Genomic DNA, 23,473 nt, shown 5'->3' with positions numbered 1-23,473 from the left:
GTTAAAGACTCATCCATACCTTTTCTACAACTGTCTTTTTTAGGCGCTTCACACCATGCAGGTAATGCCCGAAATCTTCTTTTATATCTTTTGCTTTCACTGTTCCTTTCGAACTCGAACTTTTAATCAATGAATCACTTCCACAGGCAGTAGTGGAAATGAAATAGATGAGGAGGATGAGGATAAAAGCAACTTTTTTCATGTTTTATAAAATAAATTTCAATTTCTTATTGATAAGGAATAGGAAATAGGATGAAATAAATGAGGTAATTAAAACAAAGAATAAAAGGCTAAATTCGGTTAGCCCTAAATATCTTCCTAAATAAATAAAAAGTACATGAATAAAATATATTCCTGCTGATAGTTTCGAAATAAAGGGAGTTAACTTTAGGTTCTTAGTTTTTTTATTCATTATCCAATAAAAAAGTAAGGGAGATAAGATTAATGAAGATAATGTAATGTCAATATGCTTTATGAATTTATGATGAAGATTAAAATATTCTTTTAAAAAGAACGATTCGAGAATAAATACTGTTAAAGAAAATAAAATAAGAAGGTCGATATACTTAAATCGTTTTTGGAGTATTTTGTTTTTATTTATTAAATATCCAATGAGTATAAATGGAAAACTGCAAGATAAAGCGTTTCTATAAAAATGGAAATTATGAATGTCTGTAAATTGTAAAAAATAACCTAAAAAAATAAATGATAAAGATATGATAAAGCATACTTTAGTATTAAATTTTGATTTGTAAATAATAGTAATAATTATTGATGATACAATCCATGCGATAATATACCACAAGTGATGCCATCCGAAAAATAATGTAACAACGATTTTCTTTATATTCAAATCAGAGAAGTAAAAAGGTAAATAGACAACCATCCAAAATATATACAATAAAATACTTCTTTTGATATATTTAAAAAAATGACCCTTTTCCAATACTGTGAATAAAAAATATCCATTTATTATAAAGAATGAAGGTACTGCGATTCGCGCAATATTATCATTCATTAAACCTTGACAAGTTGGTGTTTCTTTAAAAAAAGGTATATGTATTATCACAACAAAAATACTCAATAGTATTTTATAATAATCCAGGAGGACGTGTCTTTGTTCCATAATATTAGAAAATTAGTTATATGTTTTTTAAAAAACTATCTGCATCTGCCCCAAAACCGAATGGGTATTCCGAGCATCCCATTTCTTCGAATAATCCGAATATGTATAATTCAGTTGCAGGCGGCACGATTTGTAAAAGTAGTAATTAATACCCAGATGATAGTCTGTTACCTCCTTGTTTATATCAGTATTCTGGTTCAGGTAATCTATTTTCGCAAAAGTATTCAACTTTTCAGGCATAAAATAGAATAAACCCATTCCATGCAATCCCTCTTTTTGGATACCGCCGTCATTAGCCTTTATCCATTCTGCGCGGGCGTACACCCTATCCGACTTGTAGTCGGAACTGGCTATCCAGCGGTTGCGTACATGGTCGCTTTTGGTATCCTCCCCGTCTTTTGTGTATGTAGCTTCTCCGAAATATGCGCCTCCACCTATGCGCCAGCCTTTTATCGGTTGCACCAGTAAGTTTCCGGCAAAATCTTTCGTGTTGTTCGTTTCACCGGTTACCAACCCCGTTCCCTGAAATATACCGATTCCATATTCCAACAAGTCGTGTGTTTTGGTTTCTATCAGGCTGCCATATGATAATATTCCCATATCGCGTCCGCCATTACTTTTACCATTTTGCCATCTGAGTACATCGTCGCCCATCCCTATCAGGCTGGAGGTAGAACGGCTGTTTGTTATAGATTCGAGAACGGTGAGGGATAGTTGATTTTCGAGGGAGAGAGGTATTTTGCCTTGTCCTACCCTTAGGTTGAACCTCTTATCGGGTGTCCATTGTACATAAAACTCGGTAAGTGTAGGTTTTATAAATTCGTACATGGCAAAGTAATTGAAATTCTTAAAAATATCGCCCCGCACATGCAGGAATAATACCCGGGCATCGAGTGAATGCTTTGTGGAAGCCATATTGTTATATTTGTACATCATCATGCCATATCCTCCAAACTGCATATAGGGGGTATTGAATGCTTTCCTTATCTTCTCTATGGTATTTATCTCATTCCGATTCGTTTTTTCGGACGACAAGATACTAAGCGAGTCGGCTTCGCTTTGGGTAAGGACATTCTTTTCTACGAGTTTTTTCAGCAATTCTGTATTCGAGTCTTGAGCTAAGCTGAATATAGATATAAGCAAGAGGAGGAGGAGTAGGGTAAAATTCTTCTTCATTTTATTTAAGTGGCTGTTAGTAAGAGAGTAGAGTTTATATTTGATACAAAAATAAGGGGCATCCTTTTGGGACACCTCTTATTTGTATAATACTTCAAAAATATCTTAGAGTCTGTTTAAATTTTATAGCAAACCTTTTTTATAGCTATATGTGGAAAATACGCTAAAAAGAGCATAAAAAAGTTGCTAAGAACTATACTAAAGAACCTATAAGAAATATTTTCGCTAAAATTTAAACAGGCTCTTACATATTCATACCGCCACACACAGGGATAGCCTGTCCTGTAACATATGCAGAAAGGTCTGAACCTAAGAATACGGCTACATTAGCCACGTCCTCGGGAGTACCTCCACGGCGCAACGGAATTTGCTCAGCCCATTTTTTCTTCACTTCGTCCGACAATACGCCGGTCATTTCGGTGATGATGAATCCCGGACAGATACAGTTGGCACGTACATTTCTCGAACCAAGCTCTTTAGCGATAGATTTTGCAAGCCCTATCATACCTGCTTTCGATGCCGAGTAGTTTGTTTGTCCTGCGTTGCCCGACAGGCCTACTACAGAACTCATATTGATGATGTTCCCGCTTTTTTGCTTGATAAAAACAGGGGTAAGCGCATGTATGAAGTTGAACGCCGATTTCAGGTTTATGTTGATTACCATATCCCATTGTTGCTCGCTCATACGCATCATCAGCCCGTCTCGGGTGATACCTGCATTGTTGATAAGTATATCTACCTGTCCGAAGTCTTTTACTATTTCTTCTACCACTTGGTGCGTTTCGTCGAAGTTGGCAGCATTCGATGCATAGCCTTTTACCTTTACACCTAATTTTGCAATTTCAGCTTCGGTTGCTTTTGCATTGTCGTCTATTGCCAGGTCGGTGAATGCGATGTTGGCACCTTGTTCGGCATACTTCAGGGCGATGGCTTTACCTATGCCACGTGCTGCTCCTGTAATAATAGCGGTCTTACCTTCTAATAATTTCATAATGTTATTAATTGATTATGGTTTTATTTTATTGATCCTATTTCTTTTTCTTCTTCAATCCCTCGAATATCAGGTAGGCGATATTTTCGCGTTGCGATTCGGTTTTAAGGCGTTCTGCCCTTATCTGCCCACGTATATAGGGTACTTCCAATCCTTTCAGTGCATGGTGGAGCACTTCGGCTGTGGCTTGTGTGTCGGGCATTTCGAAAGTGCCTTCTTCCACGCCTTTGTTCAGGATGTCTTTTAGTATCTGTATTTCTTTAATGTCGAACGATTTGCGGACATTCTGTACGCGCCATATATCGCGGAAAAAGTCTGCTTTCAATGTGCCGTTCCGCGCAACAACATTTTTGATGGTGTCGAACCTTGTATAAAAGAATAGCATCAGTTTCTCGTCGGCAGGAAGCCTTTTGGCAGCAACGTTTTGCAACGACTGGTACATCTGGTTGAGCTCGGTTTCGAGTACTGCCTGATATACCTCGTTCTTGTTGTTGAAATATGTGTACAAAGTCCTTCTTCCCTTATGCGAAGCCACAGCAATATCGTTCATGGTGGTATTTTCCACTCCCAATTTTGCAAAAAGCTGACGGGCAACTTCAATAAGTATATTTCTGGTTTTGTTGATAGCCATATACTAAAATCTGCACACAAATATTGTAAGTGTGCAAATTTAGCACATTTTTATTATAATCTGTAAGCTTTTCTTGGTTTTATCGCGTTAAAGGTAGTAAAATTAGCCGTCAACTATGATTTTAGCCTCCCCAGAGCTTGTGTCTTTCTAAAAAGCAATGAAGCATATGGATTACTTTTTAGACACCTCTCGAGAGAGGTGGCAACTATCCTATTATTTATTCGTGTTATTTATATCCTTTTTGCAAAAATATTCATCGTTGTCGTAAGGGCTACGCGCAAGAAACTCCCGCTCTTTCTCCTCGTAGTGGGCAAATACTTTGTACCCTGCAACCCCTATTACCACGCCACATATGATTCCGCATATAACATCTAAAGGATAATGCTTGGCTACATAGATACGGCTATAAGCAACAAGTGTAGCCCATACTAATGCAATCCATCCATAAACCTTATTTACGCGATAAAACAGAAGGAAAAACACAGACATGGCAAACGCTGTAGCCGAATGAGAAGAGAAGAAGCTATAGCTGTCGCTGTCCTTTTCTATGGCATGTATCGCGCTATCCCAGTAGCTATGGATAGGGCGGGGGCGTTGCACTATAAATTTAACCAAATTGGTTATAAAGGCACTTACACCTACCGAGAACAAGAAGAACAGCGTGGCCAGTATATTTTTCACCCTGCCCTTGAAAAAGATCATTACAATTATTATCAGGCATACTACAATCCAGTTCCAATAGGAACTCAGGACTAGCATAACCGGGTCGAGCCAGTCGGTATGCTTACCATTGAGGAAAAGAAAAAGTTCTTTGTCCCATTCAATAATTTCTTCTAACATTTCTGGAAAAATGCTTGTTAATACTTATTTACAATTATAATATCTGCTTCTGCTAGTTAGGAGTACAAATTAAAGCTTTTTCTACGATTGAAAACCAAAAAAAACATTTTTTTACATTAAGAGCCTGTTTTTGCTAACCCCCGAAACAACTTCGTTTCAAAATAGCTTCCGAATATGTAGTGCCTATTCGGATATTCTTGTTCCCGTTGTTTCCATTTCAGAATATATTGACTTACCTTTGTGCATTAAGTTTATGGAAGAATCATTCGACATACACAGAGGGAATATAAACGACAACGAAAAGGAGTATGAAAACGCCTTGCGTCCCCTCACATTCGGCAGCTTTAGCGGACAAAACAAGGTGGTGGAAAACCTCCAGGTATTTGTCGCAGCAGCCAAAATGCGGAGGGAATCGCTCGACCATACCCTCTTGCACGGGCCTCCGGGGCTTGGCAAGACCACTCTGTCGAACATCATAGCCAACGAACTTGGGGTAGGATTTAAAATCACGTCGGGGCCTGTACTCGACAAGCCGGGCGACCTCGCCGGGTTGCTTACATCCCTTGAGGCGAACGATGTGCTTTTCATCGACGAGATACACCGCCTGTCGCCTGTAGTAGAAGAATACCTTTACAGTGCGATGGAAGATTACCGTATCGACATAATGATAGATAAGGGGCCTAGCGCGCGTTCGATACAGATAGACCTCAACCCGTTTACACTGATTGGCGCCACTACCCGCAGCGGGTTGCTTACCAGTCCGTTGCGTGCCCGGTTTGGCATCAACCTGCATCTGGAATATTACGATATCGAAACCCTTACAAATATAATCCTGCGTTCGGCAAACATACTGGATGTACCAGCCTCGCGGGAATCTGCCGTAGAAATAGCGTCGCGAAGCCGGGGGACTCCCCGCATAGCCAATGCGCTGTTGCGCCGTGTACGCGATTTTGCACAGGTGAAAGGGTCGGGAAAGATAGACAGGGCGATAGCCAATTACGCACTGGAAGCATTGAATATAGACAAATACGGACTCGATGAAATAGACAACAAAATACTGCTGATACTCATTGACAAATTCAAAGGAGGGCCGGTAGGCATTTCCACCATTGCTACAGCCCTGGGCGAGGATGCTGGTACAATAGAAGAGGTCTACGAACCGTTTCTGATAAAGGAGGGCTTTATGAAACGTACTCCCCGCGGGCGCGAAGTCACAGACCTTGCTTATACACATTTAGGCAGGAAAAGGCAGAGCGAACAAGGGTTTTTATTTTAACTTACGATACAGCAAACTTGAATTTAGAATTATTCATAGCAAAACGAATCCATTTCGGAGGTAGTAAAGACGAGAAAAAAGCGTCTGCTCCTGCCATCCGTATCGCCATTGCCGGAGTGGCAATCGGGCTTGCCGCTATGATACTGGCTTTGTCTATCGTTATCGGGTTCAAAAAAGAAGTGCGCAACAAAGTTGTCGGTTTCGGCTCGCATATACAGGTCACCAACCTGGCAAACAGCAGCAGTTACGAAACCTTGCCGATCAGCATCAGCCCCGAACTGATATCTACCCTGCAAAATATAGGAGGGGTAAAACATGTACAGCAATTTTCTACAAAACCGGGAATTATAAAGACCGACAGTGCATTCCAAGGCATTATCCTGAAAGGGGTAGGTACGGACTACGATTGGGATTTTTTCGAGTATAACATGGTGGAAGGTTCGATAATAAATACAAGTGATACTACGAACATAAACCAGGCCATCCTTTCCCAAAACATTGCAAATAAACTGGGATTGAAAACCGGAGACAGTTTTCTTTGCTACTTTATAGGAGAAAATATCCGGTATCGTAAATTCACGATAACGGGCATTTACAGCACCAATTTCGAGGACTATGACAAACTCTTTGTTGTAACGGATATCAACCTTATACGCAAGCTGAATGACTGGGAAGAAAACGAAGCCAGTGGTATGGAACTCTTAGTCGATGATTTCGACAATCTGGATAATATTTACCAGAATACCTTCCTGAAAATGATGACTTTTCGCGACGAGAAAGGCAATACCCTCCTGTCTCGTTCGATAAAGGAACTGAACCCGATGATATTCAGTTGGCTCAACCTGCTGGATATGAACGTGGTTATCATAATCATACTGATGTTTGCCATCTCCATTTTTACGATGATATCGGGGCTGCTTATCATCATTCTCGAACGTACCAATATGATAGGTATGCTGAAAACGCTGGGTGCACGCAATTACAGCATACGCAAAACATTCCTCTACGTATCGTCTTTCCTTATAGTGAAAGGAATGGTTATAGGGAATATTATCGGTCTGTCGATCCTGTTCATCCAAAAACATTTCGGTATCCTTAAACTCGACCCCGACAAGTATTACATGACCGAAGTACCTGTGGATATCAATATCTTATATATCGTACTTATCAATCTGGGAACATTGTTTTTCTCCATGCTGATGATGATAGGCCCGTCGTACCTCATTGCAAAAATATCTCCTGCCAAGTCGATCCGGTTTGAGTAAAGTGCGGGTTAGCGGCTGAAATAAAATATTTTATACTACTTCATTCCCTGCCTTCTCCCAAAAAAGAGGGCTGCAAAGCTATAGCAAGATATGTTTTACATTATACCTGCAAATTGCTTGTAGTTTAATGAAAATCATTATTTTTACAAAATAACACATAAAGTTTATTTTTATGATATACAATAAGCTTGTAGACCCTCAAAGCATAGTAGTAGTAGGCGCGTCGGATAACATTTTGAAACCCGGAGGCAGCGTTTTGTACAATCTGGTGAACGGAACTTTCGATAAAGACCTGTATGTAGTAAACGCCAGAGGCGGAACCATACAGGGAGTAAAAGCCTATAAGTCGATAGAAGAAATACCCTATACCGATTTGGCTATCATATCCGTGCCGGCCGGCCAATGCCTGCAAACGGTAGATTATCTGGCTAACAAAAAAGGTATAAAAGCATTTATTGTATTTTCGGCAGGATTCAGCGAAGAATCGGAAGAAGGTGCAAGAATGGAACGTGAACTGGCTGAGATAGTGAAAAAGGCAGGAGCTTTGATGATCGGGCCCAACTGTTCCGGTTTTTTCAATACCAAGCACCAAAGTATATTTACCCGCCCTGTGCCAAACCTGAATACGCAGGGCATAGATATTATTTCCAGTTCGGGCGGTACGATTACATATATTATAGAATCGGCTATGCGCATCGGCTTGCGGTTCAATTCGGCATGGTCGATAGGAAACGCGGCGCAGGTAGGGGTAGAAGATATACTGGAGTATCTCGACCGCGAATTTGATCCCAAAAAAGACCCTAAAATCAAATTATTATATCTGGAAAAAATAGAAGCTCCCGACCGTTTCCTCCGGCATTCGGCATCGCTGGTCAATAAAGGTTGCCGCATCGTTGCCATCAAATCGGGAAGTTCGTCGTCGGGAAGCCGTGCCGCATCGTCGCACACAGGAGCTATCGCCAGTTCCGACTCGGCTGTCGAAGCTTTGTTCCGTAAGGCGGGTATTATCCGTTGCTACTCGCGCGAAGAGATGGCAAACGTTGCTGCCGTGCTGATGCTCAAAAAACTGAAAGGACGCAATTTGGCTATTATCACACAAGCCGGAGGCCCTGCCGTTATCCTTACAGATGCCCTGTCGAAAGGGAATATCGAAGTCCCTGAAATGGATAAGGAGCTATCGGCAGAGTTGAAAAAACACCTTCTGCCGGGTGCGGCGGTATCCAATCCGATAGACATTATAGGAACAGGTACGGGCGAGCATATGTCTTATTGCATAGACTTTTGCGAGAAGTATTTTAAGGAAATAGATGGTATTGCCGTCATCTACGGTAATCCGGGAGTGAGCAATGTGTCAGAGGCATATGAGATACTCGACCAGAAAATAAAGTCGAGCAAGTTGCCTATATATCCTATCCTGCCATCGGTAATTGCAGCATCGAAAGAGATGGAGGCCTTTGTGGATAAAGGGCACGTTAATTTCACCGATGAGTATGCGTTGGCAAATGCCTTGTCGAAAGTAGTGTCGTGGACACCGCCATCGTTGGGCAAGATGGAAGACCTGCCGGTCAACATACCACGCATACGCAATATAATAGACAGTGCTGGCGAGGGATATATCGACAACGGTACCATCCGCGAACTGTTCGATGCAGCAGGCATACCCCAGGTCGAAGAACTGGTAACTGCCAACAAGGAAGAAGCAACTGCATTCGGCAGCAAGATAGGTTATCCTGTAGTTGCCAAATGCGTAGGGCCGATACACAAGTCGGATGTAGGGGGCGTGGTACTCAATATCCAATCTGACGAGCATCTTGCTTTCGAATTTGAAAGGTTGATGAAGATACCCGATACCACTGCCGTGATGATACAGCCGATGCTATCGGGGCAAGAACTGTTTATAGGTGCTAAATATGAAGAAAAATTCGGACACATTGTGCTGTGCGGTTTGGGAGGTATCTTTGTAGAAATACTCAAGGACGTGGCTTCCGGGTTGGCTCCGCTTAGTTTCCACGAAGCAACTTCGATGGTCAGGTCGCTGAGGGCATACAAAATAATAAAAGGAGTGCGCGGGCAAAAGGGGCTTAACGAAAAACTCTTTGTGGAGATTATTGTCCGTTTGTCTATCATGCTGCGCTTTGCACCGGAAATAAAGGAAATAGATATCAATCCGCTGTTGGCCAACGAAGAAAAGGTGGTTGCTGTAGACGCGAGAATAAGAATAGAAAAATAACTTAGAGGCTAGTTGCTAAATGCCAAGGTGATACTCTTTATTGTTATGTTTCACTCCATTCAACATGACAAAGGGGGTGTTTTGTCTCAAAATTTAAACAGGCTGAAAATAAACAAAAGATTTTTGTTTTCTCAGACGAAAACGAATTTATTCTATTTCCTACCAGCTCCTTAGGAGATAGAATAAGAACCACGCGAAAGATTCGCGCGGTAGCAAGGGGGCTGAATTCTAAATTTGGGAGAGACTTAGAATTCAGCCTCTTTTAGCAAAGGATATATAATTTAAACAGACTCAAAAAAAACTGCACGGCTAATACTTGCCGGAAAAAAGGATATATTTGTGCTCTCGCATAGTGGAATACTTCTCCACGATTGTCATATATTAATATAAGGGTAAATAGGTCTTTTGCAACCTGCCTATCTCCCAATTAAAAGGAAAAGAAAACGGTGGAATTTATTTACGCAAAAGTGGAATTGACAGATAAAGAAACCCATGAACATCTGTTCAAGACCTGGTATGAGCCCTTATGTAAATATGCTTATAGTATGCTCAAAGACCAATTTGAGGCGGAAGATGTTGTTCAGAAAGTGTTTTTAAAGTTGTGGGACGACCGCCATAATACAAATATAACTACGTCTGTAAAGTCTTATTTATATATGGCAGTTCACAATATCAGCCTGAACAGGATTAAACAGTTGAAAATACAACAAAAGCACAATCAGCAATTTGCCCTCGAAGGGCAGGCGGAGCACAATGAAGTATATGAAGGCGTTGTAGAAAAAGAACTGGATTATAAGATTAAGCTGGCGATAGCACAACTACCACCCAAATGCAGGGAAGTGTTTGAGCTCAGCCGGTTCGAAATGCTGAGTTATAAGGAAATTGCCCGGCAATTGGAAATTTCGCCCAATACGGTCGAAAATCAAATAGCTAAGGCACTGAAGCTACTAAGGGAAAACCTGAGGGAATTTATTTCGGTTATAGTTTTGTACTACTTGATAAGGCTGGTTGAATTATGGTAACAAATGACACAGACAGATTATTAGCACGGTATTTTGCAGGGGAACTAAGTCCTCAGGATAAAATACATTTAGAAAAATGGCTTGCCGAATCTCAAGAAAATGAAGACTATTTCTTTGAGCTCACTTCGCTATATCAGAATGTGGGAACAACAGACTATCCCTCATTTGCTACACAAGAGGCTTTCGGAAAACTGGAAGAACATATCGGCCAACAGACGCCAAGGCTCGTACCCCAGCAAAAGAGTAAAAGAAAACTCCTGATCTGGTCACTAGGTGCCGCCGCAGCGATAGCACTTCTGGCTATCATCTTCACCGGAGAACAAGGCGATGCATATACCGTTATTACCGAAAAGCGTTTATATTCTTTTGCCGACAGCACAAAAATAGACCTGATGGATGGTGAAATATACCTTAGCGACAATCAGGCTAATGATACAATTTTCCTGAAAGGGAAAGCTTTCTTCGAAATGGAATCGGAGAAGACAGGGAGCAAGATAATAAAAGCGGGTAATGTGTATGTGAAAGATATAGGTACAAGCTTCACAGTGGATGCCAACACGCCCGATTCCATCTATGTAAGTGTGGCCGAAGGCGAAGTCTTGTTTTATTCGGATACGAATACAGGTATTAAGCTGGGAATGAATGAAAGCGGCTATTACCTGTCGAAGAGCGACAAGTTCTATCAAGTGATAAAGACAGGTAGCTTCCGGTTCGACGAAACATCTTTAGGCGAAGTAATTACCCGGCTGAATGAATTTTACGGGCAACAAATAGAGCTGAAAGGTAAAAATATGCAAAACTTACCGATTACCGTTACATTCGCCGACGAAGACCTACCCACTATCCTGGATGTAGTAGCTGCAACATTGAACCTGAAAGCCAGCCACAACGAAAGCGGCTATGTAATAGAATAGACCGGCTTGTCCTATATTGTATCATTCACGCCAAAAGCATATGCTGTTTTAATATGAAAAAAGCAAAACTTGTATCATTATTTATCCTGTTCTCTGTCAGTTTACTTTCCGAAAATGTAGTGAACCTGAACCTGCAAAATGAAAAGCTGGGTGTGGCAATGAATCTCATAACTCAACAAACGGGGATCGTATTTTCTTACAATCCGCGGGTAGTCGATACCAATCATATGGTTTCGGTCACTATCATCAACAAGGGAGTAAAAGAAGCAGTAGACCTGCTGGTAGGCGACAAATATTACTATACAATAAAAGGCAGATATGTGATAATAACATCTGCAAAAAAACTTCCGGAAATAGCCATTGATAATGAGCCTGTTATAGCAGAAGATAAAAAAAATAAAGATAAGAGTAGTGGAAACGGCCTCAGTAGTGGTCTTAGCATTATTAGAGATAGAAAAATCGCCATTGAGCGAATAGAAATGGGTTCGCCCCTATTAATTAATAATCAAGAAAACGAAACCACTATGTTAAAAAAAATCGCAGGAATTATTGCATTATCGGCTTTCACATGGGTTGGTGCTGATGCCCAACAGGAACAACCGGATACGAAAGAAGCGCCAGCCAGCAAAACAGAATACAATATTGGTCTGCAAAAGTCGTTCGGGCAACTCACATTTATAACACCGATAAGTACAGATGGCAGCAATACCAAAGAAAAAGAATATAAACTATCGCTGAACATACTGGGAGGAATTACAGGTGGAGTAAACGGTGTCGAATTTGGCGGCTTGTACAATATAAACAAGCAGGATATGAGAGGAGTGCAGATAGCAGGGCTTTTCAATTCTACCGGAGGCAATGCCTGCGGGGTTCAGATAGGAGACTTGGCTAACTATGTAAAAGGCGATATGAAGGGGTTGCAAATAGGAGGCCTTGTAAACGTTGTCAGAAAATCGAGCGATGTGCAGCTAGCAGGAATAGCCAATTATACAGCCGAAATAAATGATATGCAAATAGCGGGTATAGCCAATATGGCAACCGGAAGCAGGCTCCAGATAGCAGGTGTGGTCAACTATGCACAAGGCGCCGACGTTCAGATAGGTACTGTCAATATAGCTAGTCATGCAGGATTTCAGTTAGGGGTAATTAATATAGCCGAAACAGACGAAGCTGCCATGCTCGGGTTATTCAATTATGTGAAAAATGGAGGATTGTTTGAAATCGGCATTTCTGCCAATGACTATGTGTACGGAGCTGCAAACCTTATTACAGGAACCGACAGGATGTATTCTATCCTTAGCTTCGGAGCATATTCCCCTTCTTCGAATGTAACAGTAGGGCTGGGCGTAGGAACGCGTATCCAACTGGGCGATTCGCCGAAAGGCATACTCTTCGAGTTGATGCACAGCCAGATATATAGGAACAATTTTAAAAACGAGGGTCGCCGGGCGGCGTTGAATCAGGCACGGGTATTTTATTCGGTACGGAAAAATAAATTCACTTTATATGGTGGGCCAACGATAAATATATTGCTCAGGGATACGGATTTCACCGAGGTCGAAGACCCTGTTTACAGTATAATAAAAAACAGAAGCAACAATCACAAACTCGACCTGTGGATAGGTGCAGAGGTAGGTGTCAGATTTAATCTAAAATAAAAATGCCCAACAGTTACTAAGGACAAGGCTCAACAGACATATCCAATAGGTTTCTACACGGGATATAAATATATCGACAAAGTCAATCGGCAGGAGAAAAGTTTATCTATATAAGCCCCCCTTTATCCCCCCGAAGGGGGAAATAGGCAAAGCCATGACGAGGGAGAGGAAAAAAGTAACAGTGAAAAAGTGAAGAAAATGTGTTACATGTGTTACTTTTTGCCACCTCTCTCCAAAGGGAGAGAGGGCTGCAAGCCACGACAAGAAAATGTGTTACAAGTGTTACTTTTTTGAGAGATACAAGACGCCAGTAGACGAGTTAACGAGTTGGGTGCTGATAAAATATGAACTTGTATCTCGTATCTTGTCTACTTGTATCTAAAGATATTGCTAACAGCTAACTGAAAAACGTACAGGTTTTACGAATAAGAACATTAATAAATAACTAACAATTTATGCGATTACATTCTAACTTTTCGTTAAGAAAAAACTGGAGTTCACTTCTTTGGATATTCTGCCTCTTTTTGTTTCCGGCACTATCCTTTGCCCAAACATATAAAATCAGCGGTACTGTATCCGATGCCAACACCAAAGAAAACCTGATAGGTGTGCCCATCATTATCGAAAACCGCAACGGCAGCGGAGTATCTACCGACGAAAACGGCAACTATACGCTTACCCTGCCCCAAGGAGAATATACACTCAAGGTAGATTATATAGGCTTCGAAAAGAGGCGGATAAAAGTCTCCCTCACACAAAATATTACACAAAATATAGAACTCAAGCAAGCCACTATCGGACTCGGCGAAGTAGTGATCTCGGCCGAACGTGCCGATGCCAACGTTACGGCACCGCAAACGGGTATCGAAAAAATGGAGATACAGCAAATAAACCGGCTGCCCGTACTATTAGGCGAGCGCGACATTATAAAAACCATACAACTGATGCCCGGTGTACAAGGAGCAGGAGAAGGCAGTTCGGGCTTCTATGTGCGTGGAGGCAGTGCCGACCAGAACCTTATCTTGCTCGATAACGTAGGGCTATACAATGCGTCGCATATGATGGGCTTCTTCTCTACATTCAATTCGGAAGTGCTACGCGATGTAACACTCTATAAAGGAGCAATGCCGGCACAATACGGTGAGCGTCTTGCCTCCATATTGGATGTGCAGCAACGCAATGGCGATAATCAGAGGTATCACGTGAACGGAGGTATAGGACTGATCTCCTCTAATATAAATGTAGAAGGGCCAATACAGAAAGGAAAGTCTTCGTTCCTTGTCGGTGGAAGGCGTACTTACGCCGATGCCATAGCACGGCTGTCGGGGGTAGAAGATGCCAAGAATGCCTACCTATATTTTTACGACCTGAATATGAAAGTCAATTTCGCCTTTTCAGACAAAGACCAGTTATCTATTTCCGGGTTTATGGGTAAAGATAAGATGGTGCTGAAAGATGCAGCCGAAGCCGACTGGGGCAACAAATTCCTGACTGCAAGCTGGAACCACACATTCAATAGCAAATGGACATCGAGAACCTCCCTTTCCTACAATCAATACGACTATCATATGGGTATGGAAATAGGTATGAATATGGAAGGCAAATCCAACATCAAAGATTATAGCTTCAAGGAAGATCTCCTTTTTCAGCAAAGCAAAAACAGCCAGTGGCGATTTGGGCTTAGTTCTACCTATCACAACCTGGCTCCGGGCAATTACAACCTGGACTCGGAACAGAAAAACTCTGTAGACCTGCACAACCGCTATTCGTCCGAAAATGCTGCTTATATTTCTAACCAGATAAAGATTACTGACAACCTCGAAGTTATCTACGGGCTTCGCGCATCAGCCTTTATGGCACTTGGCAAAGGAGAATATTATACATTGGATGGCAATAGGGAGGTGACCGACAGTATTTGGCACAAATCGGGAAAAGTAGTAAAGACATATGTAAACCTTGAACCGCGTTTGTCAGCCGCCTATAAATTAAATAAGGTTTCGTCTGTAAAAGCGGCCTATGCGCGCACAGTGCAGAATATGCACCTGTTATCATATTCGGCACAAGGCACTCCGTTCGACCGGTGGACAATGAGTTCCAACAATGTGAAACCGCAAATCGCCGACCAGGTATCGCTAGGATATTTCCGCAACTTTAACGATAATATGTTCGAATTCAGTATCGAAGGTTATTACAAGAAGATGAAGAACCAACTGGACTTTAAAGACGGAGCCGACATAGAAGGCTATGACGTAATAGAAACAGAGATACTATCGGGAAAAGGGCGCGCCTACGGAATAGAACTAAGCCTGAAAAAGCGATTGGGAAGATTTACGGGATGGATAGGATATACATTGTCTAAATCGGAAAGAAAAATAGACGGTATAAACGAGAACAGGTGGTACAATGCTTTTCAAGACCGCACACACGACCTTTCCATCGTTGGCATGTACGAACTGAACAAAAAATGGTCGTTATCGGCAGCATGGGTATTCTATACCGGAAATGCTATCTCGTACCCAAGTGGCAAATACCAGATAAACGGCAGGGATGTAATGTATTATGCCGAGAGAAACGGTTACCGTATGCCCAACTACCACCGTCTCGACCTGGGGGCGACATGCCAGTTGAAGAAAACACCGAAATTCCAATCCGAACTTGTCTTTGGATTGTACAATGCCTATGGGCGCGAAAATGCTTACATGATCGAGTTCCGTACCAACACCAAAGATTCGGGTAAGACAACCGCTTATCAATACTCGCTGTTTACATTCGTTCCATCCATTTCATGGAATTTCAAGTTCTAACATTCAAAAGCAATATAGAAGCATATGAAAAATCTAAAGAATAACTATACAATTATATTTTCGGTGCTGGCACTGCTATTCACCGTCAGTTCGTGCGAGAAAGAAATAGAAGTAGACCTCCGTTCGGTTACCCCACGGATACAGATAGAAGGTATTGTAAAACAAGACCAGCTTGCTATGGTAAGGGTCAGCCAGACGCTCGACTTCAACGACAACAGCGGTTACCCTTTCCTCAAAGGAGCCATAGTGAAAATATCGGACGATGCCGGAAATACCGAAACCCTGCTGCAAAACAGTACTGGCTGGTATGTTGCCCAAGACATTAAAGGAGTGATAGGGCGTACCTACAGCCTTTCGGTAACCTATGAGGAAAAGGAATATACCGCAACATCGAAGATCCCGCCATTGGTGAAGCTCGATTCGCTAACAATGTACAAAGCGCCAATCATGGATTTTGCCATACCCATGATTCATTACACAGATCCTAAAGGCGAGGCCAATCAATATTATCGTGCCCTTGTGTATATCAATGGCCAACAGCTACCAGATATGAAAGAACAGGTATATAGTTGCGAATTTACCGATGGAAGCCCTATGCACGACCCATTGGCTACATTTACCCATGATGAAGATAACGATCCGGTAAAGAAAGGAGACGAGATACTGATAGAGTTTCAGTGCATAGACAAGGGTGCTTATATTTTCTTCGATACACTGAGTAAGATCGAAGATTCAAAGACCAATCCTATATCGAATATATCAGGCGGTGCATTGGGCTATTTTTGTGCTTCCACTGTCGATCAGATGACGATTATTGCCGATTGGTAATATCGTTTTCGAAATAAGAAAAGCTACAGGAAGAGGTTGTCCAATGGATGACCTCTTTCTGTTGTATATTTCTGTTTATTAATGCGTTGCGAGTGCTGCCTTGCCATCCTGTAGCATTGTATATATGTGGAGAGGCTACATTTTTGATAGCTTTTGAACATTTTTTTATAGTCCAAGCGCATTAATAAAATGTTCTTTGTATGCAGATTAATCTATAATAGTAGCAACTAACCAAACTTCTAAATTATTACCATGATGAAAAATAAGAGAGATCTTCTTGTTCTGCCTTCTCTCATATAGCAGAGATATTTACAGATAGGAGATACTTAAATTCACAGACAAGCAATGATCCCCTCCAGCAGAGGGCGATTGGAGAAATTAATTCAAACATTAATATAACAGAATCTAAGAATGGAAGGCATGAAAAAATTACTGCTATGTGCACTCTTCTTTTTAATGTGCACTATTGTTCAGGCGCAAACCCTGACAGTACAAGGAAAAGTGGTTTCCAAAACTGACGGAGAGCCTATTATTGGCGCCACAGTATTGGATACTAATCGAAAAACAAATGGGACCATCACCGACTACGATGGCAACTTTACACTAACAGTTGAAAATGGGGCAGATCTCCTTATTTCCTATGTCGGGTTTAAGGCTGTTCAGGTAAAAGCGCAGGCCACGTTGAGTATCGCGCTGGAAGAAGACCAGGAAATGTTGCAGGAGGTAGTTGTAACAGGATACACTACCCAGCGCAAAGCCGACCTTACGGGTGCTATATCAGTAGTGAGTATAGATGAAATTGCGAAGCAGAATGAAAACAATCCCATGAAGGCTTTGCAGGGGCGTGTACCCGGAATGAATATTACCGCAGACGGAAATCCTAGCGGTAACGCTACTATCCGTATCCGTGGTATAGGAACATTGAACAACAACGACCCTCTTTACATTATCGACGGAGTGCCTACCAAATCGGGGATGCACGAACTGAATGGCAACGATATCGAGTCCATCCAGGTTTTGAAAGACGGGGCTTCGGCTTCTATCTATGGTTCTCGTGCCGCAAACGGTGTAATCATCATTACTACGAAGAAAGGAAAAGACGGCCAGTTGAAGATCAACTTCGATGCCTCCATTGCAGCTTCCATGTACACCAATAAGATGAAAGTGCTGAATGCCGAAGGATACGGGCGTGCCATGTGGCAAGCCTATGTGAATGAAGGACAAGACCCTAATACCAATGCCTTAGGCTATAAATACGACTGGGGATACAATGCAGACGGATACCCGCAACTAAACAACATCAGTATGTCCAGATACCTCGATTCGGGCAACACTGTTCCCGCCGCCGATACAGACTGGTTCGATGAAACGACCCGTACCGGACTTATACAGCAATACAATGTATCGGTAAGCAATGGTTCGGAAAAAGGAAGCTCATTTTTCTCTTTAGGGTACTACAAGAATCTGGGTATTATAAAAGACAGCGATTTCGAGCGTTTTTCGGCGCGTATAAACACCGAATACAACCTGATAGGCAAAATGCTCACTATCGGAGAGCATTTCACGCTTAACCGCACTTCGGAAGTACAGGCTCCGGGAGGATTCTTGCAGAATGTACTACAGTTCAACCCTTCTCTTCCTGTTTATGACATCAATGGAAACTATGCAGGTCCGGTAGGTGGTTACCCCGACCGCGAAAATCCGGTTGCAAGGTTAGACCGTAATTCCGACAACCGTTATACATACTGGCGTATGTTTGGCGATGCTTATGTCAACCTCAATCCATTCAAGGGTTTCAACGTGCGTTCTACATTCGGATTAGATTATGCTCAGAAATCGCAACGTATCTTTACATATCCGATAACCGAGGGCAATGTGGCCAACAACAAAAATGCAGTGGAAGCCAAGCAGGAACACTGGACTAAATGGATGTGGAATGCCATTGCCACTTACAACCTCGAAGTAGGCAAGCACCGCGGAGATGCAATGGCGGGTATGGAGCTTAACCGCGAAGACGATACTTATTTTTCGGGCTATAAAGAAGGCTATTCAATCTTAAATCCCGATTATATGTGGCCCGATGCAGGTTCGGGTACAGCCCAGTCATACGGTTCGGGACAAGGTTTCTCATTGGTTTCATTCTTCGGAAAACTGAACTATACCTATGATGATAAATACCTGGCATCACTCACCTTGCGCCACGATGGTTCTTCCCGCTTCGGAAAAAACAACCGTTATGCAACCTTCCCTTCTTTTTCGCTGGGCTGGCGTATGAGCCGCGAAAACTTTATGAAAGAGCTCACCTGGATCGATGACCTTAAAATCCGTGCATCATGGGGACAGACAGGTAATCAGGAAATATCCAATATTGCCCGTTATACTATTTATGTTCCTAACTACGGCGTTACAGAATCGGGAGGACAAAGTTATGGTACTTCTTACGATATTGCCGGAACCAACGGAGGAAGCATTCTACAATCCGGTTTCAAGCGCAACCAGATAGGCAATAATGATATAAAATGGGAGACAACTACCCAGACTAATATAGGACTCGATTTCTCGGTACTGAAACAAAGCCTGTACGGGTCGTTCGATATGTTCTATAAAAAGACTACCGATATCCTGGTGCAAATGGCAGGTATTGCAGCAATGGGAGAAGGCAGCACCCAGTGGATCAATGCCGGGGAAATGAAGAATACCGGTTTCGAATTTAATGTGGGCTACCGTAACGAAACATCTTTTGGGCTGAAATACAATGTGAATGCCAATATCTCTTCTTACCGTAACGAAATTACGGCGTTGCCGTCTACAGTTGCAGCAAACGGAACCTTCGGAGGAAACGGAGTACGCAGTGTGATAGGGCATGCCAATGGTTCGCAGGTAGGTTATGTAGCCGATGGCATTTTCAAGTCTCAGCAAGAAATTGATAACCATGCTACACAAGAAGGTGCCGGTTTGGGACGTATCCGCTGGCGCGATTTGGATAATAATGGAGTGATTGACGAACGGGACCAACAGTGGATTTTCGATCCTACCCCGTCGTTCAGCTATGGATTGAATATCTATCTGGAATATAAGAATTTCGACTTCACCATGTTCTGGCAAGGAGTGCAGGGAGTAGACGTAATCAGCGATTTGAAGAAAGAAACCGACCTGTGGAGCGGGCTTAACATTGGTTTCCTCAACAAAGGCAAGCGTGTGCTTGATGCCTGGTCGCCTACCAATCCTAATTCGGATATACCGGCATTGTCGCGTAGCGATTTGAACAACGAAAAGCGTGTTTCCACTTACTTCGTAGAGAATGGCTCTTTCCTCAAACTACGCAATGTACAACTGGGCTATAATGTTCCTGAAAGCTTCACCAAAAAAATGAAAATGAGCCGGCTTCGTTTCTACTTTAGTGCTCAGAATGCTCTCACTATCAAGAGCAGCAGCTTTACAGGCGTAGACCCTGAAAACGCAAACTATGGCTATCCTATCCCTATGAATCTGACATTTGGGGTTAATGTAGGTTTCTAATAAATAAAATCAGTCTTTTATGAAAAAAATAATATATACAGCAATCTTAGGGCTTTCGCTTATGTGTGGCAGTTGTTCCGGCTTCCTTGACGATCAGGTACCTCAGGGAACTATCAGCGACGAACAACTTAAAAATCCCGAATATATCGACAATCTCGTTATATCGGCTTATGCAGTATGGATTACAGCCGAAGATATCAATTCATCTTTCTCCATGTGGAACTATGACGTACGTTCCGACGACGCTTATAAAGGCGGCAACGGAACAGAAGACGGAGACGTCTTTCATGCTCTCGATGTTTCGCAGGGCATAATGACTACTGCATGGAATATAAGCGATATGTGGCAACGCCTCTACAATTGCATATCGCGTGTAAATACAGCTTTACAATTGTTGGAGCAGGTTGATGGGAACACTTATTCGCTGAAGCAGCAACGTATTGCCGAAATGAGGTTTCTACGTGGCCACGGCCATTTCTTACTGAAACGCCTGTACAAAAATATAGTGTTTGCCAACGACGCCAATCTGTCGCCCGAAGAATACAACTTCCTTTCCAACACAGCTTATACCAATGATGAAGGCTGGCAGCGAATAGCTGACGATTTCCAATTCGCCTACGACAATCTTCCTCCTAAGCAAGCAGACAAAGGGCGTCCGGCTAAAGCTGCGGCAGCAGCCTATCTGGCAAAGACTTATTTATACAAAGCATACCGTCAGGATAATGCTGAAAGCCACGAAGTGACAAGCATCAGCAAAGAAGATTTACTGCAAGTAGTGAAATATACAGAAAACAGTATCATGTCGGCAGGGGGGTATGCGCTGGAACCCGATTTCCACAATAATTTCCGTCCGGAGCCTCAATACGAAAACGGGACGGAATCTCTGTGGGCAATGCAATATTCGATGAATGACGGGACGAATAACGGTAACTGCAACTGGTCTTACGGGCTGATTGTTCCCAACATACCGGGAGTGACCGATGGAGGTTGCGACTTTTACAAACCGAGCCAGAATCTTGTAAATGCGTTCAAGACAGACAATAACGGATATCCACTATTCGACACTTTCAACAATCAGGATTATGACCCGCAAAGCGATTATGCCGACCCTCGCTTATTCCTCACCGTAGGTATGCCGGGCTTCCCTTACGAGTTCAATAAGAAGTATATGATGGACGAATCTACTACCTGGAGCCGTAGCAACGGGCTTTATGGATACTATGTGACATTGAAGCACAACGTAGACCCCGATGGCGATTACTTGGTTAAAGGCTCATGGTGGGGTTCGCCTATGAACCGTATCGTATTGCGCTATGCCGATGTTTTATTGATGCGTGCCGAAGCATTAATCCAGTTAAACGATGGGCGTATAGCTGAGGCTATCAGCCTGATAAACCAGGTACGCAGCCGCGCAAAACAGAGTACGGCGATGATTTCGGATTATGAAATGGAATATGGTGTCCGTTTCAATATACAGACTTATACAGGTTCTTATTCGCAACCGGAAGCTCTTGATTTATTGAAGTTCGAACGCCGTGTAGAAATGGCTCTCGAATCCGAACGTTTCTTCGATTTAGTAAGATGGGGCGAAGCTGCCGGAGTATTGAACAGGTTTTTTGCGCAGGAAGCAGATAATTGTGTTATCTACACCAATGCTTCATTTACTAAGAACAAGAATGAATATTTGCCGATTCCATTTGCTCAGATGAGCGCCAGCAATGGAAACTATACTCAGAATATTGGCGGATGGTAATAATAATCTTTATATGATCACGAATATGAAAACGATAATAAATAAAATAGGCCTGCTCATTCTGGGAAGTGCAATCATGTTTATTGCTTCCGGATGCAGCGATGACAATAAATCAGACCTCCGGTTAGACGGGGATACATGGATAACTTCTTTTACACTGGACAACAATTATCCGGGAGTAATAGACCGTACTACAAAGACGATAACAGTGGGTGTGCCCGAAGTATATGATACGGATGCGATGACTGTTACTGCTATCGGATTTTCCGGTGGGGCTATGGCATCTGTGAAGGTGGGCGACGTATTGAACTTCTCTTTTCCACAGGTTATAAAAATCACCAATGGAGATGTTTATATGGACTATACTGTTAATATCAAGCATGATGAAGCTAAGATTCTTTCATTCAAGCTGAACGATACATACGCCGGAGTCATCGACCATACAAAACGAAGCATTACAGTACGTGTTCCGAGTACAGTGGACGTAACCAACTTAGTGCCGTCGATTACTACTTCCGAGGGTGCTGCCGTAACTCCGGCATCGGGCGTTGCAGCCGACTTTACTAATCCTGTAGATTATACCGTAACATACAACACTGCAACAGCAGTTTATACAGTTACTGTCATTCCTACCGATGCTCCGAGTGCTGTGTATGTCGGCTTAGCTGCATCAATGGATTTGCTGAACGCAGAGGAAAAAGAAGCAGCCACCTGGATGCTCAACAACATTGCAAATTCGCAATACATTTCTTTCGAAGACGTACAGGCAGGCAGAGTAGACCTTAGCGAATGTAAAATAATGTGGTGGCATCTGCATATAGACGGAGGAATAGACGCTATGAACAAGTTTGATGCTGCTGCACCTTCGGCGGTCAATGCTTTGGTCAAGATAAAAGAACTGTATAACAATGGAATGAACCTGCTGCTTACCCGCTATGCTACATATTATGCAGCTAAACTTGGTGCAACTCTGGATGGTAATAACCCTAACAACTGCTGGGGACAGTCGGAAGAAACAGGCGAAATCACCGGCGGTCCGTGGAGTTTCTTTATGAACGGGAACGAAGATCATCCCCTTTACCAAAATCTGGTAATGGTAAACGGCGAAGCGAGCAATGTATATACCTGCGATGCCGGATACCGGATTACAAACAGTACGGCACAATGGCATATAGGAGCCGATTGGGGAGGCTACGACAACTATGATGTATGGAGAGATAGAACCGGCGGAGTAGACTTAGGCTATGGCGGCGATGGTGCTATCGTGGCATGGGAATACTTACCGGAGGGCACCAAAGGAGGCATTTTGTGTATCGGTTCGGGATGTTACGACTGGTATGCTTTCGGAGTAGATATCTCGTCCGACAGATATCATGGCAATGTAGCCCGGATGACAGAGAATGCAATCAACTATTTAACAAGTAAATAAAAAACGTAATC

General features: G+C 42.5%; 17 protein-coding genes. 11 read left to right on the top strand and 6 right to left on the bottom strand.

The window, feature by feature from the left end:
- Position 1: 1 nt before the first annotated feature.
- From D0T57_RS03585 to D0T57_RS03560, 6 genes are all read right to left on the bottom strand, one after another.
- On the bottom strand, positions 2–202 hold the full coding sequence (locus D0T57_RS03585; protein ID WP_163270965.1) for a hypothetical protein: 201 nt from the start codon (positions 200–202) through the stop codon (positions 2–4).
- A gap of 3 nt (positions 203–205) precedes the next feature.
- Positions 206–1,126 (bottom strand): acyltransferase family protein, encoded by a 921-nt coding sequence (locus D0T57_RS16055; RefSeq protein ID WP_163270963.1) that lies wholly within the window; start codon positions 1,124–1,126, stop codon positions 206–208.
- 27 nt (positions 1,127–1,153) lie between these two features.
- Positions 1,154–2,302 carry a porin gene (locus tag D0T57_RS03575; RefSeq protein WP_163270961.1) on the bottom strand — a complete coding sequence of 383 codons (1,149 nt, stop codon included), beginning with the start codon at positions 2,300–2,302 and terminating at the stop codon, positions 1,154–1,156.
- Positions 2,303–2,546: 244 nt separating this feature from the next.
- A complete protein-coding gene (fabG, locus tag D0T57_RS03570; protein ID WP_163270959.1) occupies positions 2,547–3,293 on the bottom strand; it encodes a 3-oxoacyl-[acyl-carrier-protein] reductase in 747 nt (248 codons plus the stop codon).
- Between the two features lie 37 nt (positions 3,294–3,330).
- Complete coding sequence (locus tag D0T57_RS03565) at positions 3,331–3,924, bottom strand: TetR/AcrR family transcriptional regulator (RefSeq protein WP_163270957.1); 594 nt, start codon at positions 3,922–3,924, stop codon at positions 3,331–3,333.
- Positions 3,925–4,137: 213 nt separating this feature from the next.
- Positions 4,138–4,764 (bottom strand): phosphatase PAP2 family protein, encoded by a 627-nt coding sequence (locus tag D0T57_RS03560; RefSeq protein ID WP_163270955.1) that lies wholly within the window; start codon positions 4,762–4,764, stop codon positions 4,138–4,140.
- 253 nt (positions 4,765–5,017) lie between these two features.
- Between D0T57_RS03560 and ruvB the strand changes: the two genes are divergently transcribed.
- The 11 genes from ruvB (at position 5,018) to D0T57_RS03500 (ending at position 23,462) form a co-directional block, all read left to right on the top strand.
- A complete protein-coding gene (ruvB, locus tag D0T57_RS03555) occupies positions 5,018–6,040 on the top strand; it encodes a Holliday junction branch migration DNA helicase RuvB (protein ID WP_163270953.1) in 1,023 nt (340 codons plus the stop codon).
- A 17-nt stretch (positions 6,041–6,057) separates the two neighbouring features.
- Complete coding sequence (locus tag D0T57_RS03550; protein WP_163270951.1) at positions 6,058–7,305, top strand: ABC transporter permease; 1,248 nt, start codon at positions 6,058–6,060, stop codon at positions 7,303–7,305.
- Positions 7,306–7,477: 172 nt separating this feature from the next.
- Positions 7,478–9,535 carry an acetate--CoA ligase family protein gene (locus D0T57_RS03545; RefSeq protein WP_163270949.1) on the top strand — a complete coding sequence of 686 codons (2,058 nt, stop codon included), beginning with the start codon at positions 7,478–7,480 and terminating at the stop codon, positions 9,533–9,535.
- 446 nt (positions 9,536–9,981) lie between these two features.
- Positions 9,982–10,557 (top strand): RNA polymerase sigma-70 factor, encoded by a 576-nt coding sequence (locus tag D0T57_RS03540; RefSeq protein ID WP_163270947.1) that lies wholly within the window; start codon positions 9,982–9,984, stop codon positions 10,555–10,557.
- On the top strand, positions 10,551–11,471 hold the full coding sequence (locus D0T57_RS03535) for a FecR domain-containing protein (RefSeq protein WP_163270945.1): 921 nt from the start codon (positions 10,551–10,553) through the stop codon (positions 11,469–11,471). Before D0T57_RS03540 ends, D0T57_RS03535 begins: the two co-directional genes overlap by 7 nt.
- Positions 11,472–11,524: 53 nt before the next feature.
- A complete protein-coding gene (locus tag D0T57_RS15600; protein WP_185154617.1) occupies positions 11,525–13,129 on the top strand; it encodes a hypothetical protein in 1,605 nt (534 codons plus the stop codon).
- 455 nt (positions 13,130–13,584) lie between these two features.
- Positions 13,585–15,933: a TonB-dependent receptor gene (locus D0T57_RS03520; protein ID WP_163270941.1), complete on the top strand. Its 2,349-nt coding sequence runs from the start codon at positions 13,585–13,587 to the stop codon at positions 15,931–15,933.
- A gap of 24 nt (positions 15,934–15,957) precedes the next feature.
- The gene (locus D0T57_RS03515; protein WP_163270939.1) at positions 15,958–16,761 is read left to right on the top strand and encodes a DUF4249 domain-containing protein; all 804 of its coding nucleotides are present in this window, start codon (positions 15,958–15,960) and stop codon (positions 16,759–16,761) included.
- Positions 16,762–17,172: 411 nt separating this feature from the next.
- Positions 17,173–20,280 carry a TonB-dependent receptor gene (locus D0T57_RS03510; RefSeq protein ID WP_163270937.1) on the top strand — a complete coding sequence of 1,036 codons (3,108 nt, stop codon included), beginning with the start codon at positions 17,173–17,175 and terminating at the stop codon, positions 20,278–20,280.
- A gap of 19 nt (positions 20,281–20,299) precedes the next feature.
- Positions 20,300–22,033 (top strand): RagB/SusD family nutrient uptake outer membrane protein, encoded by a 1,734-nt coding sequence (locus tag D0T57_RS03505; RefSeq protein ID WP_163270935.1) that lies wholly within the window; start codon positions 20,300–20,302, stop codon positions 22,031–22,033.
- A 25-nt stretch (positions 22,034–22,058) separates the two neighbouring features.
- Positions 22,059–23,462 (top strand): DUF4960 domain-containing protein, encoded by a 1,404-nt coding sequence (locus D0T57_RS03500; RefSeq protein ID WP_163270933.1) that lies wholly within the window; start codon positions 22,059–22,061, stop codon positions 23,460–23,462.
- The last annotated feature ends 11 nt before the right edge of the window (positions 23,463–23,473 follow it).

Origin of the sequence: Dysgonomonas sp. 511, from assembly GCF_010501105.1 — a bacterium.
Classification (GTDB): Bacteria; Bacteroidota; Bacteroidia; order Bacteroidales; family Dysgonomonadaceae; genus Dysgonomonas.
This window is presented reverse-complemented; position numbering and strand designations above follow the sequence as displayed.